Below are 14,914 nucleotides of genomic sequence, written 5' to 3'. Positions count from 1 at the left end.
CTTTCACGTAATCGCATTTGCCAACGCGATTTCTCCGGCTTGCATCCGCACCGCAACGCTTTGCTTTACCTGTTGCGGTGCACTGCGCAGCAATTCCAATGCCTCACCGTGTCTTTGATCGCTAAGCATCAACTTCGCCAAACCGACCCAGCCACTGATGCCTTCCTTATGAAGCTCGATCGCCCGCCGGAAGGCGATTTCCGCCTGTGCCTTGTCCCCCCTCAAAACGTGAATTTCCGCATCAATCAGATGTAGCCCCGGATTGCCGGGATGTCGTTTCAGGGTCTCTTTGATCAGCTCATCCCCGTCATCAAGCCGGGATGCATCAATCAGCATTCGGGCCAGGGACATTACGGCACGTACCACGGAATGATCGGTCTCAATCACATGGCGAAACGTCTTTTCTGCGTCGTCGCTGCACCCATAGGCTAGTTGTATTTCCCCTAGCAGCGTGTTCAGAAACCCGGACTCCGGATCCAGTTTCAGGCCATCTTCGACAACCTTTTTCGCTTCAGCGATGCGCTCCTCTTTCTGCATAAGGCTGACGCAACGGCTGCGGCTGTCGGTTTTCTCGGGGGCGAGCTCAATCGCTTTGCAATATGCCGCTATGCTATCGCCAACTCTTTGGCACTGCTCCAGAAGTATCCCTTTGAAATGCCACTCTGTTGCAGAGTCCGATGGCATTGAGACAATGCTTTCTGCCAAACGAACGCGATCCGCGTGGAGGCTGGCGGCACTGAGAAGGCCGACCAGTTCGAAATGTGCATTCCCCAACTTATCCGCATCCTGGGTCGCGAACTGAAGCACCGCGATCGCCTCATCAATCTGACCGTTCTGCCTTAGGGCCGCCGCAAGATTGACAGCAATCCAGTCCGGCGCTTTGGGATTCAAAGCCAACGCCCGCTGATACCCGTCGATCTCCGCGGCAAGATCACCTGATTTGGAATATCTGAAGGCCTCGAAGGCCGCTTCGGGCACTTCTTTCAGCCGTGAAGGAAAAAAGTCAGGGGCAGTATCGCCGGAATAGCTGGCTCTCTGCCCTGCGGCCAGGTCGAGCGCGACGTGCAGATTTGGCGCCCATTCGTTTATTGCAGCCGCTGAAACGATGCCTGTGTGGGTGTACGGCTCCACAAATACCTCTACCCCTCCATCGGTAAGGAAATCCCAATCACAGGCAGGGCCGGACAGCCGGGCGCCTGTCCCGATATCAGACTTGATCAAGGTGACTTTCCCAGAGAAGCGATAGAGCGGGTTCGCATCTATGACCTGGCGGCCGGATGCAATTGGATCCTCCCCAACACACGGGGCCTGGTTGATGTTGAACCGGCGCCGATGAACATCTGCTTCATCGTCAATGACACCAACGAACGCGACCTCTTCGCCAGCTTTCTGCAAAGCGACCGCAGTATAATACGCTGCCTGCCCGCCGTAGGAATGACCTATCAGAAAATAGGGGGCAGATACGCCCGATGCCTTGATCTGTTCAAGATGCAACCGGCTGATCTGGTCGGGGTGACGGGGATACAGTCCAGACTCTCGAACCCGCTCAAGGCTGAGCAGGTCAAAATCACCCCCAAGCGCCTGCTGCAGATGCCCAAAGTAGGCCGCTTGACCGCCAAGCGACGGAAAGACAAACAGCGTATTCTGGCGTCGAGATAGTCTCTTGAACAGCTTTTTGATCCCCCCCCGGAAGCTATAAAGCTAGGTCTTTCCTAGCTTCGGCGAAGCCTGGTTCAGTTTTAGATCAGCGTCCGAAAACCGGAATGGAGACCGTACGCCCGGCACGCCTTCGGGTTCGATCCGCATTCCGCGGGCTTGAACCTGTGGATCTTCAAACACCTCGGCCATATCGTTGATCGGCCCGGCAGGTACGCCCTCGGCTTCGCAGGCAGCCAACAGATCGGCTTTGCTGCGCTGACGGGTGCGGCCCATCAAGCGGGCGATCATTGCTTCGCGATTCGCAATTCGGTCGGCGTTGGTCAGAAACTCTGGCGCTTGCGCCATGTCCTCTAACCCCAAAATCCCGCAGAGCCGCCGATACTGAGCGTCATTGCCTGTGGCGATGATGATGAAACCGTCTGAGCAATCGAACACCTGATAAGGTGTCAGGTTCGGGTGGTAATTGCCCGTTCGTCCCGGCGGCGTGCCGGTTGCCAGATAGTTCATCGCCTGATTGGCCGTGATCGACACCGCACAATCCAGCAACGCCATGTCAATGTGCTGGCCCTTCCCGGTTCGTTCGCGTTGATAGAGCGCTGCCAGAATTCCGTTGACTGAATACAGCCCCGTGAACAGATCCGTCACTGCAACCCCGACACGCTGCGGTTGCCCGTCCGGGTCGCCTGTGATCGACATAAGACCTGACATGCCTTGAATAATATAGTCGTACCCCGCGCGATGCGCATAGGGGCCGGTCTGCCCGAAGCCGGTGATTGAACAATAGATCAGCCTTGGGTTGATCTTGGATAGACTTTCATAATCCAACCCGTATTTGACCAGACCGCCAAGCTTGAAATTCTCGATCAGAATGTCTGCATCTGCGGCAAGCTTGCGGACAAGCTCTTGCCCTTCCAGTGTGCGAAAATCTGCAAAGACAGATTGTTTGCCCCGGTTGCAGGAATGGAAATAGGCGGCGGTTTTGTCACCATCACGTTCAATGAACGGAGGCCCCCATTGGCGCGTGTCGTCGCCAGCCGGGCTTTCAACTTTGATCACCTCGGCGCCAAGATCCGACAAAGTCTGACCGGCCCAGGGGCCGGCCAGGATACGTGCAAGCTCAAGTACCTTGAGCCCTTCAAGCGGTGTGCTCATTCCGCGGCTTCAGCGATCAGCCCGTCGAGCAATTCGGCAAAGGCATCGTAGCCCATGTTGGAATACATTTCGCCATTGATGACGAAGCTGGGCGTGCCCTGAACACCATCGGCTTCGGCCTGCTCCTGCGAGAGCGTGACCATCGCCTGAGCCATGTCGTTATTGGTCAGGCATACATCCAATGCCTCGTTGGTCAGCCCTGCACGCAGGCCAAGGCGGCGCAGGTTGGCGGCAACTTCAGCCGGTTCGCCCTGAACCCATTCGCGCTGCTCTTCCATGATCATCTCGGAGATGCCGAAATAGCGCAGCGGGCCACCACAACGGGCGACCATGCCGGCCCACAGACCGTAACGGTCAAAATAGATCTCCCGAATGACAAAGCGGATCTGACCGGTATCGACGTAGTTTTCCACCAGGCCGGGGTAGACCTCTTCATGGAAGCGCGCGCAGTGCGGGCAGGTAAACGAGGCATATTCAATCACCGTAATGGGGGCATCCTCGTCGCCCATGACCATCTCGATCACCTCGGGCGCGGCGGTTTCTTCCGCGTCGGCAGAGGCGGCGTCGCCATTTCCGGCCTCTTGGGCGCTGGCGGCCATCAGCGGTTGGCTTGTGGTCTGGCTCACCGACTGCGATGCAGTCAGATAGAGGTAACCCCCAAGTGCCACCATCACAGCGGACAGTGCGGTTAGAATAAGGGTGCGGGACATGAGTGCTCTCCTCAACAGGTGTTCTTGGTTAGAACGTTCCGGGCCAGGCGTTCAAGCGCCTCTTTCAGACGTTCATCGTGAATCGGGGCTGCAGCCGCCTCGGCGGCTTTCAGAATCTCGGGGCTCGGCTCTCGCTTGGGTTTTGGCCGGGCGGTGAACTGTACCTGCCCTTCGGCAAAACCGGTGGGGGCGGTTTGGGTAATCTGCACTTTGCTGACGGCGTTATAGCCGTAGCACGCATTCACCTTTTGGCGGATCGTGTCTTTCTGCATCTCAAGCAAAGGCGCATGGCCGCCCGTGGTCAGCAGAACCAGCGTTGTCCCGATCCCGCCATGGGCATGGCGGATCTTGACTGGCATGGCGCTGGCGGCAATCTCCTCGCCCACGATCTCGGGCCAATGAGTGATCAGCTTAGCCTCAGAAAACCCGCGCTTTTCCAGCGGGCCACGCAGATGCCCGGCGACCAGCTTGGACGCGGCCTCGAACCCGCGCTTGCGGCGGGGGGACTTGGGCGGCATTGTGGGCCGGGCTGCGGACATTGGCTTTCCTTTCTTCCCCCTTAATCTATCCTTCCTGAGCGGGGGAACCAATGGGTCAGCAACGGGCAGGGACATAAAACTTGCGTGACGAAGATTACAGCACCGTCCTGCTGGACTGGTACGACCGACATGCCCGAGAGCTGCCATGGCGGGTGGGACCGGCGGATCGCGCTGCGGGTATCAGGCCCGATCCTTACGCGGTCTGGCTGTCAGAGGTCATGCTACAACAGACAACCGTCGCCGCCGTAAAGGACTATTTCCACCGCTTTACAACACGTTGGCCGACGGTTGAGGCGTTGGCAGGCGAGGCGGATTCAGAGGTCATGGGCGAGTGGGCCGGTCTTGGCTACTACGCCCGCGCCCGCAACCTTCTGAAATGCGCGCGCGCGGTGGCGGATCAGCATGGAGGGCGTTTCCCCGATACCGAAAAGGCTTTGCTGACTTTGCCCGGCATCGGGCCCTATACCGCCGCTGCCATCGCTTCCATCGCCTTTGATCGGCCCGCTCCCGTGATGGACGGCAATGTGGAGCGAGTCATGTCGCGGCTCTTTGCGGAAACCGTACCGCTGCCGGAAGTGAAGCCGGTCTTGAAGTCTCACGCTGCACGACTGACACCGCAAAGGCGCCCCGGCGACCATGCGCAGTCGGTGATGGACCTTGGCGCGACAATCTGCACGCCCCGCAATCCCGCCTGCGGACTCTGCCCGTTGCGCGACCCCTGCCAGGCACGGGCCGAAGGCATCGCCGCCGAGTTGCCCCGCAAGTCCCCCAAGAAGGCCAAGCCCACCCGGTTCGGCATTGCCTACCTGGCCCGCAGCAGGGATGGCGCTTGGCTTCTGGAAACGCGGCCCGAGAAAGGATTGCTAGGCGGGATGCTGGGATGGCCCGGATCGGACTGGACCGAGGATACCCCGCAAGAAGCCCCGCCGCTGCAAGCTGATTGGCACGATCCCGGGCTGGAAGTGCGTCACACATTCACTCATTTTCACCTGCGCCTTGCGCTGCGACTCGCCACGGTGAGTGCCGCCAAACCGGACCGGGGAGAGTTCCTGCCACGCGCGGCGTTCCGCCCTGCCAACCTGCCCACGGTGATGCGCAAAGCCTTTGACCTTGCGCAAGGTGCGTGGCCAGAGGATTGAGATACGCTGCCTCATGCGCAAGACTGCGTTTAACCCGTTTTCAGGTTTGCATGTAACCAGTATCCGACAGCTCAGTCACAAAGGCCCCATGATGATCCCTGCCTCTCAGGTTGCCAAACTGCAAAACGCCCTGCCCTTCTGGATGTCGGTCCTGCTGGTGCCGCTGGCGGTGTTCGGGGCCTGGGCCGGGGGGCTGGCGCTGCTGGTCCTGCCGCTTTATGCGATCGGGCTGACGACGCTTCTGGATGCTGTTTCCGGCCTCAACCAGGAAAACCCCGATCCCGAAACGCCCGAGGACGGGATGTTCTGGTATCGGCTTGTCACGCTGATCTGGTTCCCGGTGCAGATCGTGACCGTCCTGTCGCTGATCTGGTACGCCACACACTCCAGCCATCTCGCCACTTGGGAGAAGCTTCTACTGTTCTACGGGGTAGGCGTCATGTCGGGGGGCATCGGCATCGTCTACGCGCATGAGCTTATGCACCAGAAAAACAACCTGGAGCGCTGGTTAGGCGATCTTTTGATGGCCTCGGTTCTCTACAGCCATTTCCGCAGCGAACACCTGCTGGTTCACCACATCCATGTGGGCACGCCCCGTGACCCTGTGACCGCGCGCTATAACGAGGGCTTCCACCGCTTCTTCTGGCGGGTTCTGCGCGATTGCCCGCGATCCGCCTTCCGGGCGGAAAAGGCAATGCTGGCACGGAAGGGGCGGCCCTGGCATGACGCGGCCAACCCGTTCTGGCGCTATTGGGCGTTGCAGGCTGCGATGATCGTGGTCGTGCTGCTGATCGGGGGATGGCCCGGGCTTGGCCTATTCCTGTTCCAGGCCTTCATCGCTGTGACACTTCTGGAGCTGACGAATTACATCGAACACTACGGCCTGACCCGAAAATTTCTAGGCAATGGCAAATACGAGCATGTCCAGCCACGTCACAGCTGGAACGCTTCGCACCGGGTATCGAATTGGCTGCTGATCAACCTGCAACGCCATTCGGACCATCACTACAAGCCGAGCCGCCGCTTCCCGCTGTTGCAGACCTATTCCGAGGCCGAAGCACCGCAACTGCCGCTCGGATACCCGGCGATGACCGCGATTGCCCTGTTTCCTCCGCTTTGGCGCAAGCACATGAACCCGCGCGTGCGCCAATGGCGGCAGATGTATTACCCCGAGATCACCGATTGGCGGGCTTACAACAAGGGTCACACGCCGATGCCGCGCGGGTAGTGCTAGGCCGCCATGTCCGCCAGATGGCCTGTCTTCACATAGATCAGACAGCCTTCGTCTGACCATGGATTGTGGCGTGACAGGTGCGGGCTACGGATCCAGGTGCCAGCGGGATAGTCGCCATGCTCGTCCTGAAAGGTGCCTTCGATCACGAAAATCTCTTCCCCGCCCCAATGGGCGTGATCGGCAAACCGAGTGCCCGGCGCCCATCTGACAAGCGCGACGTTTTCCGTTTCATGCGAATGCAGGGGCAGCACCGTCAATCCGGGGCGCGAGCCGGGAAAGAAGGGTTCCTCATGGGTCGCGATGGCCTTTTGCTCGGTATCCGTGTCCGCAAACTGGTGCAGCTTGACCAGAATCGTGCAGCCCTCTGGCCCGATATGGGGCCGATGCGCTGTGCCGATCGGGTTGCGCACATAGGTGCCTGCCGGGTAGTCGCCATGTTCGTCCGAGAACACACCTTCCAACACCAGAAACTCCTCTCCTCCGCCATGGGAATGCGGATCAAACCTGCTGTTCGGGGCGAAGCGCACGATGGTTGTGGCGCGGGCAACCTCGTCTCCGATCCGGTCCAGCATCATCCGCTGAACGCCAGATGCGGGGGAGTCGACCCAGGCATAATCTTCAGGCCGGATGACCACGCGTTCGGAGAAATCGGCATTCAGTTTCATTGAGGAGCTCCCGTTATCAGTCGGTCATTGAATTGCGAAACCGCATCGGTGAAGCGGTCAGGATTGCGCGAGGCGCGGGCAACGAGCTGTGCGCCTTCGACAAGGGCAAAAAGCGCTGCGGCCTCTTTCCGGGGATCGATCACCGCGTGAACGGAGCCATCCTCGCGTGCACGCTGGAACTGGCCAACCAGCCAATCCGTGACGTCATGGCGAAAGGATTCGACCCGCGCCAGCGTGGTCGCTGGCAAGCTGTTGGTCGACGCGCTGAAAGCCACGCAGAGGCACAGGCTGTCGCCATCTCCAAGTGCGCTACGATAGAGGGATAGGAAACCGGCAAGAGCAGAGGCCGCATTGGGGCTTTGATCTACGACGTGGCCGAGCGCCTCGATTATCCGCGCCGAATAGTCCTCGATCAGGGCAAGCGTCAGATCGGCCTTGGTGGCAAAGTGATAGTGGACACTGGCTTTGCGAATTCCGGTAGCGGCTGCAAGGTCGGCATAGCTGAACGCATCAATCCCCCGGCTACGGGCCAGGGTTTCGGCGTGGTTCAAGAGGTCGGCTTTCATGGTCATGCCTACCAACTAGTAGGTAGAATTTCCAAAGTCCAGTCACAGTGACGTGAAAAAGCCCCGCCAGCGCGTTGCCGCGGGCGGGGAGAGGTGTCGTGCCAGGACCGTTCAGGCCACAGGCACGGGCGGTAATTTTTGGAGTTCTCAGCCGCTTAGTTCGGACCGGACCTGCTGGCGCAGGATATCAATCGGCACGGTTTTGCCCTCGCGCCGGAAGTGCCAGTAAGTCCAGCCATTGCAGGACGGCGCGCCTTCCAGCTTTGCCCCAACCTGGTGGATGGAACCCTTGGTGTTGGAGACAACAAGCGTACCATCGGCCCGGATCTTGGCGACCTTGCCGCGCGGGCTGACCAGTTCCTCTCCCGGGTTCAGCAAGCCACGCTCCACCAGCTGTCCAAAGGGAATTCGCGGTTCAGCGCGCTTGGAGGTCGTGACCTCAAGCGAGGTGCGGTCGAACCGGCGGATGGATTTCAGGCGCTTCTCGGCAACGTCGCGATAGGCCGCCTCACGCTCAATCCCGATATAGTCACGGCCCAGTTTCTTGGCGACCGCACCGGTGGTGCCTGTGCCAAAGAACGGGTCCAGCACGACGTCACCGGGATTGGTGGTGGCTACCAGAATGCGGTGCAGCAGGCTTTCGGGCTTTTGTGTCGGATGGGCCTTGTCGCCCTTTTCATCCTTCAAACGCTCATGCCCGTTGCAGATCGGCAGAACCCAGTCAGACCGCATCTGCACACCTTCGTTCAGCGATTTGAGCGCCTCGTAGTTGAAGGTGTATTTCGCACCTTCCGATTTCGAGGCCCAGATCAGCGTTTCATGTGCGTTGGTCAGCCGCTTGCCCCGAAAGTTTGGCATCGGATTGGACTTGCGCCACACGACGTCATTCAAAATCCAGTAGCCCTGGTTCTGAAGCTCGGCCCCGACGCGGAAGATGTTGTGATAGCTGCCAATGACCCAGATCGCGCCATTGGGTTTCAACAACCGCTGCGCCGCCTTCAGCCATTCCCTGGTGAAGCGGTCATAGACGGCGAAACTGTCGAACTGGTCCCAGTGATCATCGACCGCGTCCACCATGGAGTTATCGGGGCGATGCAGGTTGCCTTTGAGTTGCAGGTTATAGGGCGGATCCGCGAAAATCAGGTCAACGGATGCCTCCGGCAGACTGTTCATCGCATCGATGCAGTCCCCAGATAATATGGTGTTTAGCGGAAGCGCGGACGCCCCCGTTGCTTGTGGTTTATTGGTCATTACTGCCTCTGACTTGGCGCCTCTTTCGGGCACTCACTTGTCCCTTAAGGATGAGTCAAAGGTGATTCGCCGTCAATTTCTTTTTTGAATCAGGAGGTTAGAGATTTTCCTTGATACAAGATGTTGTGGACGGGCTTGAAGCTGCGTCTATGGTGAGGGGTCACCCCCAAATCTAGAAGCGCCTGTTTGTGATCGGCTGTGGGGTAGCCCGCGTTGCGTTCCCAACCATAGCCAGGAAATTGCCTTGAAAGCGCCATCATGTGCTCATCTCGCCCCACTTTTGCCGCAATTGATGCCGCGGCAATCGACAGGCTTCGGCCATCGCCCTTGATGATGGTTGTTGCCCGGCAGGGCAGATCTGGCGGCAGCGCGTTGCCATCCACCAGCGCGTGATCGACCGCAGCGAGCCCCGCCAAAGCGCGGGTCATCGCGAGGAAGGTGGCGTTTCGGATGTTCAGCGCGTCAATCTCTTCGACACTGGCCCACCCAAGCGATACCTCGGCGCTTTCCAAAAGCACCTCCAGAAGCGCAGTGCGTTTTCGTGCCGTCAATTTCTTGGAATCGTTCAGCCCCTCGGGGATCGCACCGGGGTCCAAAACGACGGCGGCGGCAGTCACTGGTCCGGCAAGGGGGCCGCGGCCAACCTCATCGACACCGGCCACGCGGCCACCGATTTGCATCTCGAAGCTGAAATCTGGTCCATCTGTCATAGGGCCAGAGACCATGCCTGCCCGTCGGAGACAACAAAAAGGCGACGAGGCCAAAGCCCCGCCGCCTTCCGTGGCACTGCTCGATGAAAGCTGGTCAGCCGTTACGACCGAACCCAGCCATGGCGATACAGACACTGGGCGTCATAAACATCGCGCCAGCCCTGATAAGTGAAGATGCTTTCACGGCAGCTGTTGGGAAGGGCCGCGTAATGGGGAACATGCTGCTGCATACAACGGGCCCCGAACGCGCGAAGATCGACGCTCGGCCCTTCAAAGCGGCGGTGACAGGAACTGGGGGCGATCAGGCTCGGCACCAGAACCTGCGGCGCAACGTAATGTGTTGCCGGGGGATGAACATAACGAGTCACCGGGGCCGGTGCATAATGATGGGTATGGCTGTGTCGATCGTTCAGGATGTTGCCCAAAATTACGATTCCTGCAGCGGCACCAAGGAAGGTGCGCAGGTCATCGCGGTCGGCACGGGCTTCGGTAGTGCTGGCGAAAGTGCCGGTCAGGGCGACGGTCACTGCCAGCCCCACGGCGGCAAGTGATTTGGGAAGGGATTTAAACATGGGTTGGTCTCCGGATTGATGAGTGTTGGGGGCACGTCATGAAACACCGCGGGTATGCGCGGTTGGTGCGACCAAAATCCTTCCAACCCTGTCAGACAGGCAATATCAGCGCCCCGATATCGGATAACAGGCCATTTTCCGGGGTCTGATATTGAATGACAGCGCCATCTGACACTAACTCAATCCCATGAAACAGCTTCTTCTTTCCCTCGCCCTCATGGGCCTCGCCTCTACGGCCAACGCAACTTGCTTCGCCGATTACAAGGCAAAGATGGATAACCCGCTCCGCCTGCATTACGGTGTGATCGAGTTGCCGGATTCTGCCTGTTCGGTTGGCGCCGCTGCGTCGAACATCGCAGGTCGCCTGACGGGCGGCTGGCAGCTCCTGGAAGTTATGTCAGTCTTTGACGAGGCTGGCCTCGATTCGAGGAGAGAACGTGCAGGACAATACTACCTCCGCTTCTGAGTCGCGGATAACCGGTACCCGGGTTGTTCAACTCGGGATCGTGGCAGTCGTCGCCATCCTCGCGGTGGCGGCGATTTTGTTGTTTTCCTACCTGCCAGATGCAGGCGCGTTCAATGACGCGGTGGAGGAGATCTTCGTCGTCAACGACGCGCTGACCACAACGGAATCCATAAGAATACTTGAGATTCTGGCGCAATCCGGCACCACATTTTCCAAGGTTCTGGCAAGCTACCGCGCCATTATCTTCGTGCTGATCGTCTTCGCCACGGCGCTGTTGATCGCCTGTTTGGTCTTTCTCGTCACCATCATCACCCTGAACCGCCGGATGCATGAGATCGAACGGTCGGGCATCCAGGTGTCCTCGCTGGTGGTCAGCCGTGAAGAGGGTGTCGTCTACCTCAACAACATGGAATTCAAGCTGACCGCGGCAGCGATGGAAACCCTTTCCGTTCTGGCCGAAGCGCGGATGGATGACGATGTGCTGTCGGGAGCGGAAATCGAATCAATGGTGTCGGGCAAACCGGCTGCCGATTGCGAAGAAGCGGCGGGGGCCACCCGAATCAAGCGCCTGCGCGATACGCTCGGCAATCAGATGGTCAGCGAATTGCTGGTCAAGAACATCGCCCGCCGGGGCTATATGCTGGCGATCGACAAGGACGTGATCAAGATGATCTGACGGGGGTCCGGCCTAGCAGTTATTGGGCCGACCCCTGCCATAGCCGGACCTGTCCGAAATCGAGCCATTGTCGCTATCCGTATAGCCGGTGCGCGTACCACCCGGCCCACGCGGGCAGGCATTGCCGTCATTCCAGGACCCGCTATCACCGTCGGCGGCCTGCGCCTGTCCGGGCAGCAACGCAACCGTGCCGCCGGCCGCAGCCAGTCCAAGGAACCGGCGTCGTCCGCTGCGGCCCACCTGAATATCACTATCCAGCAGGGTCTTTTCGGTTTTGTCGGTCATCTTGGCCTTCCAATCTTAGAACAACGAACGGGCCCCTGTTCGGACCCGCTGAGCAGTATATCAGATGTCGCGCCGAAATCAGCAGTAAGGCGCACCGCGTCCGTACCCGCCGCGGTCGGTGATCGCGCCATTGTCGCTGTCGGTATAGCCGGTATAGGCCCCGCCACGGCCGCGCGGGCAAGATCCCCTGTCTGTCCAGTTTCCGTTATCAACGTCGCTGGCCTGTGCGGTGGTTGGGGTCAGCGCTACAACGCCACTCGCCGCCATCAGTCCAAGCACGGCCCGTCGCGCGGGACGCACGGTTGAAATATCGCTGTCGGTCAGCGTCTTTTGGCCGGTCATTTCTTTTTTCGACATGGTGGCCTTCCTTGCTGCCAAATCATGTGTAATACTCACACGAACTATATGATCAGGGAGCCCCTCAGTCAATGGCTGCTCTGTTCATCGGCCAATTCACGCCGGTTGAGCAAACTGGCTTGTTACAGGGCTGGGGCTAAGCTCCAGCGGATGGGAGAACGGACAGATGTCCATGACTTTCGATCAGGCCATCGCGCCGGTCACTGCGCAGGAATTTTTCGACCACTCGTTTGAGAAGACGCATCTCGTCATTCGCCGGGGGCAGGCAAACTATTATTCCAGCCTACTGTCCAGCGCCGATATTGACTGGGCGGTTTCAACGCTTGGCCTTTCCGTGCCCGAGGTCAACGTGGTGCAAGCCGACCGTGAAATCACATCCGCCGATTTTGCCTATGACAGCGGCTTCGTTGATCCGGTTGCAGTCAACCAACTGTTTGCCGAAGGCGCGACGGTGATTATGTCGAACCTGCAGGAACGGCTGCCAAAGCTGGCCAATTTCTGCCGGGAACTGGAAAAGGTCTTTTCCGCCCGTGTACAAACCAACATCTACATGACGCCTGCCCACAGCCAGGGCTTCAAGGCCCATTACGACGGGCATGACGTTCTGGTGTTGCAGGTCGAGGGCACCAAGGAATGGCGTATCTACGACACGCCTGTCCAACTGCCGCTGGAGGAGCAGGCCTTCAACCCCCATGATGTACCAATCGGAGAGCTTACCGACAGTTTCGTGCTGGAACCCGGCGACATGGTCTATGTGCCCCGCGGGTTGACCCATGATGCCGTGTCCACCGACCAGACCAGCCTGCATATCACGACCGGCCTCATGATGCGGTCCTGGGCCGATGTTATGGTCGAGGCGGTGCGGAAACTGGCCCTGAACGACGCCGCATTCCGGGAAGGGCTGCCGCCTGGCTTTGCGAACGAGGGCTTTGACACCAGCAGGGCGGAGGCCAAGTTCGCCGCGCTATTGGGCAAGCTATCAAGCGCATCGCTGGAGCCAGTACTGAATGACTTCCGTGAAGACTTCATCGCCACCCGTCTGCCTCGCGCCCATGGCCAGTTGGCGCAGATGGCACGGTTGGACAGGCTTGGCCCGGATAGCGTGATGGGCGCGCGGCCAACCCTGATCTACAGCCTGACCGATGTGCCCGCGAAAGATGATCAGCCTGAGAGCATCGCCCTGTCCTGTCAGGGAACGGTCATCACCCTGCCCGCCCACGCCCGCGAGCCGCTGGAATTCGCAATCTCCACCCCCCGATTCAAGATGGATGACATGCCGGGCGATTTGGATGATGCCGGAAAACTCGTCTTGCTGCGCCGACTGGTGCGTGAGGGTTTGGTGCAGTTCATCGAATAGGCGCGCCGCCCCGGTAGAGGCACGATCGCACCCGATTTTGTTGGGATTGTTGAGACCTTTGCGTGATCAGAATCGAGACTGACCATCCCGATGAGTGCTGGAAAGAAATGGTGTTGCCTGGTTTGACACTCGACTGGACAGCAGATCCACGCCGTGATCGTTCCACCTGTGTCCTGATCGAATAGCGGCAAGTGCCGTGTTTCTGCGATGGAGGAAGGCATGAGGAAAGAACAGCCGACGATCCATGTTGGGATCGACGTTTCGAAGGACAAGCTGGCGGTCGCGATTGCCGGTGGTGTGGGACATCGCCCGCCGCACTATGCCTACCAGTTAGTTGCATGCGACATGCGCCCAATGGCGGGCGCGAGATCAACGGCATCCTTGACCGCTTCACACCCGAAGAATGCGCAAACTACTTCCAAAACGCCGGGTATGCTTCCGTCAAAACCTGAAACGCTCTAGAAGGGGTCTTCTATCAGCGGATGCCCGCTGGCGACGAAGCGCCCCAAGGCGTCAATGACTCCCGTCTGAGCGCAAGCAGGGGCAAAACGAAAACGCGCTGTCGGCTGGTATGTCTCTCGGCGCAATCATTAGCGGCTGGTTCCACAGTCGCCGTCAGCTGCAGCCCATCGGAAACATCTCGCTATCAGAGGTTAGGCAGAAGCTCTATGAACAGTGCTACGAGTTCGATAAAGTCGCGGCCAGCGAAGTAGTCAGGGTCATGTTCCGGTTGTGACAGCGGATCATCTGAACGCCACCGAGATCCGGACGCTGCGAATTGCAGACAACAGATTGGCCGAGCTGTTTGATTTGAATGAAGAGGCTTTGCAGATCGAGTTGGTGGCGTTGAGAGTCGCAACACCCGCCGTTCCCGTGCGGCCCGCTACCGGGTCTGCGCAGCCGCGACGAACGCCCCGAGGTTCAACTGCGATTCGTTCGCCAAGAGTTCCTCGAAGAGCGCCTGCACCTCGGGATCGTCCCCCGCGCGACGCTGCCACTCGCGGATCGCCGCGACCGGATCGGCCACATAGCTCGACCACTCAAACCCTACAGCCTCCATGCACTTCCGGTATTCAGCAATGAGTTCCGCGTCGGTCATGTTGTGCAGGTCATCCGAAGCTCTCTGGGCCCTCCGGTCCTCCAGCCGCTCCAGGCGTCTAGCGATCTGCTTCATCGACCGCTCTCCAGCGCCTGCAACCGCTGCTCCAACTCGGTCAACTCCAGCGTGCGCCGATATTGCTCCACGAGCGTCATCACCGAGGCGCCCTCCATCGGCGTGATCTCCCCGCCCGACACAGCGCCGAGGATCGCTTGAGCTGCCTCAGCGGCGTCCCCCGCTGTTTTCATCGGCGGAAGGTCCATCTCGATCGGCTGGTCCTTTCTCGGAGGCGCGATGCGCTCAAGGCATAGACGGAGCGCCGTCGTGTCACCCTCCAGAGCAAGATCGACAGCCTTGCGTGTTAACGCCTCGGCTTCCCCCTGCAACAGACCCTCGACAACTCGTGTCGTCTTGTGGCGCGCGCCCTTGGGCCGCCCGGGATTGCCCTTGGCGAACCGGCCAGAGCTGTCAGTATAC

Annotated in this window: 19 protein-coding genes; 6 read left to right on the top strand and 13 right to left on the bottom strand. The window is 59.4% G+C overall.

Going from position 1 to position 14,914, the window contains the following annotated elements; all coding sequences use genetic code 11:
- Positions 1-3: 3 nt before the first annotated feature.
- The 4 genes from ACROHD_RS08630 to ACROHD_RS08615 form a co-directional block, all read right to left on the bottom strand.
- On the bottom strand, positions 4-1,638 hold the full coding sequence (locus ACROHD_RS08630) for a thioesterase domain-containing protein (RefSeq protein ID WP_432677332.1): 1,635 nt from the start codon (positions 1,636-1,638) through the stop codon (positions 4-6).
- A 63-nt stretch (positions 1,639-1,701) separates the two neighbouring features.
- A complete protein-coding gene (locus ACROHD_RS08625) occupies positions 1,702-2,811 on the bottom strand; it encodes a CaiB/BaiF CoA transferase family protein (protein ID WP_432677222.1) in 1,110 nt (369 codons plus the stop codon).
- Entirely contained in the window at positions 2,808-3,521 is a 714-nt protein-coding gene (locus ACROHD_RS08620; protein ID WP_432677221.1) for a DsbA family protein, read from the bottom strand. The genes ACROHD_RS08625 and ACROHD_RS08620 overlap by 4 nt, the downstream gene beginning before the upstream one ends.
- An 11-nt stretch (positions 3,522-3,532) precedes the next feature.
- Entirely contained in the window at positions 3,533-4,060 is a 528-nt protein-coding gene (locus ACROHD_RS08615) for a DUF721 domain-containing protein (RefSeq protein ID WP_432677219.1), read from the bottom strand.
- A gap of 80 nt (positions 4,061-4,140) precedes the next feature.
- On the opposite strand from ACROHD_RS08615, the gene mutY reads away from it, so the two are divergent.
- A complete protein-coding gene (gene mutY, locus ACROHD_RS08610) occupies positions 4,141-5,199 on the top strand; it encodes an A/G-specific adenine glycosylase (protein ID WP_432677218.1) in 1,059 nt (352 codons plus the stop codon).
- A gap of 91 nt (positions 5,200-5,290) precedes the next feature.
- Positions 5,291-6,427, top strand: coding sequence for an alkane 1-monooxygenase (locus tag ACROHD_RS08605; RefSeq protein ID WP_432677330.1), 1,137 nt, complete (start codon positions 5,291-5,293; stop codon positions 6,425-6,427).
- A 2-nt stretch (positions 6,428-6,429) separates the two neighbouring features.
- Here ACROHD_RS08605 and ACROHD_RS08600 read toward each other — a convergent pair whose 3' ends face one another.
- The 5 genes from ACROHD_RS08600 to ACROHD_RS08580 all read right to left on the bottom strand — a co-directional run bounded on the left by ACROHD_RS08600 (position 6,430) and on the right by ACROHD_RS08580 (position 10,197).
- Positions 6,430-7,098, bottom strand: a complete 669-nt coding sequence (locus tag ACROHD_RS08600) for a cupin domain-containing protein (protein ID WP_432677217.1) — start codon at positions 7,096-7,098, stop codon at positions 6,430-6,432.
- Positions 7,095-7,664 carry a TetR/AcrR family transcriptional regulator gene (locus ACROHD_RS08595; RefSeq protein ID WP_432677215.1) on the bottom strand — a complete coding sequence of 190 codons (570 nt, stop codon included), beginning with the start codon at positions 7,662-7,664 and terminating at the stop codon, positions 7,095-7,097. The genes ACROHD_RS08600 and ACROHD_RS08595 overlap by 4 nt, the downstream gene beginning before the upstream one ends.
- A 147-nt stretch (positions 7,665-7,811) precedes the next feature.
- Complete coding sequence (locus ACROHD_RS08590; RefSeq protein WP_432677213.1) at positions 7,812-8,915, bottom strand: site-specific DNA-methyltransferase; 1,104 nt, start codon at positions 8,913-8,915, stop codon at positions 7,812-7,814.
- An 89-nt stretch (positions 8,916-9,004) separates the two neighbouring features.
- Complete coding sequence (gene rnhB / locus ACROHD_RS08585) at positions 9,005-9,625, bottom strand: ribonuclease HII (protein WP_432677211.1); 621 nt, start codon at positions 9,623-9,625, stop codon at positions 9,005-9,007.
- A gap of 101 nt (positions 9,626-9,726) precedes the next feature.
- Positions 9,727-10,197 (bottom strand): hypothetical protein, encoded by a 471-nt coding sequence (locus ACROHD_RS08580; RefSeq protein ID WP_432677210.1) that lies wholly within the window; start codon positions 10,195-10,197, stop codon positions 9,727-9,729.
- Positions 10,198-10,384: 187 nt separating this feature from the next.
- Here ACROHD_RS08580 and ACROHD_RS08575 point away from each other — a divergent pair, with 187 nt between their 5' ends.
- Positions 10,385-10,663, top strand: a complete 279-nt coding sequence (locus tag ACROHD_RS08575) for a hypothetical protein (protein WP_432677209.1) — start codon at positions 10,385-10,387, stop codon at positions 10,661-10,663.
- Positions 10,635-11,339: a winged helix-turn-helix domain-containing protein gene (locus ACROHD_RS08570; protein WP_432677208.1), complete on the top strand. Its 705-nt coding sequence runs from the start codon at positions 10,635-10,637 to the stop codon at positions 11,337-11,339. The genes ACROHD_RS08575 and ACROHD_RS08570 overlap by 29 nt, the downstream gene beginning before the upstream one ends.
- A gap of 12 nt (positions 11,340-11,351) precedes the next feature.
- Here the strand turns inward: ACROHD_RS08570 and ACROHD_RS08565 are convergent, their stop codons facing one another.
- Positions 11,352-11,624, bottom strand: a complete 273-nt coding sequence (locus ACROHD_RS08565; protein WP_432677207.1) for a hypothetical protein — start codon at positions 11,622-11,624, stop codon at positions 11,352-11,354.
- Between the two features lie 78 nt (positions 11,625-11,702).
- The gene (locus tag ACROHD_RS08560; protein WP_432677206.1) at positions 11,703-11,981 is read right to left on the bottom strand and encodes a hypothetical protein; all 279 of its coding nucleotides are present in this window, start codon (positions 11,979-11,981) and stop codon (positions 11,703-11,705) included.
- Between the two features lie 166 nt (positions 11,982-12,147).
- Here ACROHD_RS08560 and ACROHD_RS08555 point away from each other — a divergent pair, with 166 nt between their 5' ends.
- Positions 12,148-13,338, top strand: coding sequence for a cupin domain-containing protein (locus ACROHD_RS08555; RefSeq protein WP_432677204.1), 1,191 nt, complete (start codon positions 12,148-12,150; stop codon positions 13,336-13,338).
- Positions 13,339-13,557: 219 nt separating this feature from the next.
- Entirely contained in the window at positions 13,558-13,800 is a 243-nt protein-coding gene (locus ACROHD_RS08550; protein ID WP_432677339.1) for a hypothetical protein, read from the top strand.
- Positions 13,801-14,221: 421 nt separating this feature from the next.
- On the opposite strand, the gene ACROHD_RS08545 is transcribed toward ACROHD_RS08550, so the two are convergent.
- Together ACROHD_RS08545 and ACROHD_RS08540 are read right to left on the bottom strand one after the other, a co-directional pair.
- Positions 14,222-14,512, bottom strand: a complete 291-nt coding sequence (locus ACROHD_RS08545) for a hypothetical protein (RefSeq protein WP_432677202.1) — start codon at positions 14,510-14,512, stop codon at positions 14,222-14,224.
- On the bottom strand, positions 14,509-14,914 hold a 406-nt coding region (locus ACROHD_RS08540; RefSeq protein ID WP_432677200.1), incomplete at its 5' end, for a DUF5681 domain-containing protein. The genes ACROHD_RS08545 and ACROHD_RS08540, both read right to left, overlap by 4 nt.

Source organism: Nioella aestuarii (assembly GCF_050896395.1).
Lineage (GTDB): Bacteria > Pseudomonadota > Alphaproteobacteria > Rhodobacterales > Rhodobacteraceae > Nioella > Nioella aestuarii.
Note: the sequence above shows the minus strand (reverse complement) of the source record. Positions and strands in the feature narration are given on the sequence as shown.

Excerpts from the sequence above, each read along its gene's own strand:
- ACROHD_RS08625 (WP_432677222.1), bottom strand. The coding sequence starts at position 2,811 with ATGAGCACACCGCTTGAAGGGCTCAAGGTACTTGAGCTTGCACGTATC.
- ACROHD_RS08620 (WP_432677221.1), bottom strand. The coding sequence starts at position 3,521 with ATGTCCCGCACCCTTATTCTAACCGCACTGTCCGCTGTGATGGTGGCA.
- ACROHD_RS08615 (WP_432677219.1), bottom strand. The coding sequence starts at position 4,060 with ATGTCCGCAGCCCGGCCCACAATGCCGCCCAAGTCCCCCCGCCGCAAG.
- ACROHD_RS08605 (WP_432677330.1), top strand. The coding sequence starts at position 5,291 with ATGATCCCTGCCTCTCAGGTTGCCAAACTGCAAAACGCCCTGCCCTTC.
- ACROHD_RS08600 (WP_432677217.1), bottom strand. The coding sequence starts at position 7,098 with ATGAAACTGAATGCCGATTTCTCCGAACGCGTGGTCATCCGGCCTGAA.
- ACROHD_RS08595 (WP_432677215.1), bottom strand. The coding sequence starts at position 7,664 with ATGAAAGCCGACCTCTTGAACCACGCCGAAACCCTGGCCCGTAGCCGG.
- ACROHD_RS08590 (WP_432677213.1), bottom strand. The coding sequence starts at position 8,915 with ATGACCAATAAACCACAAGCAACGGGGGCGTCCGCGCTTCCGCTAAAC.
- rnhB (WP_432677211.1), bottom strand. The coding sequence starts at position 9,625 with ATGACAGATGGACCAGATTTCAGCTTCGAGATGCAAATCGGTGGCCGC.
- ACROHD_RS08580 (WP_432677210.1), bottom strand. The coding sequence starts at position 10,197 with ATGTTTAAATCCCTTCCCAAATCACTTGCCGCCGTGGGGCTGGCAGTG.
- ACROHD_RS08575 (WP_432677209.1), top strand. The coding sequence starts at position 10,385 with ATGAAACAGCTTCTTCTTTCCCTCGCCCTCATGGGCCTCGCCTCTACG.
- ACROHD_RS08565 (WP_432677207.1), bottom strand. The coding sequence starts at position 11,624 with ATGACCGACAAAACCGAAAAGACCCTGCTGGATAGTGATATTCAGGTG.
- ACROHD_RS08560 (WP_432677206.1), bottom strand. The coding sequence starts at position 11,981 with ATGTCGAAAAAAGAAATGACCGGCCAAAAGACGCTGACCGACAGCGAT.
- ACROHD_RS08555 (WP_432677204.1), top strand. The coding sequence starts at position 12,148 with ATGTCCATGACTTTCGATCAGGCCATCGCGCCGGTCACTGCGCAGGAA.
- ACROHD_RS08550 (WP_432677339.1), top strand. The coding sequence starts at position 13,558 with ATGAGGAAAGAACAGCCGACGATCCATGTTGGGATCGACGTTTCGAAG.
- ACROHD_RS08545 (WP_432677202.1), bottom strand. The coding sequence starts at position 14,512 with ATGAAGCAGATCGCTAGACGCCTGGAGCGGCTGGAGGACCGGAGGGCC.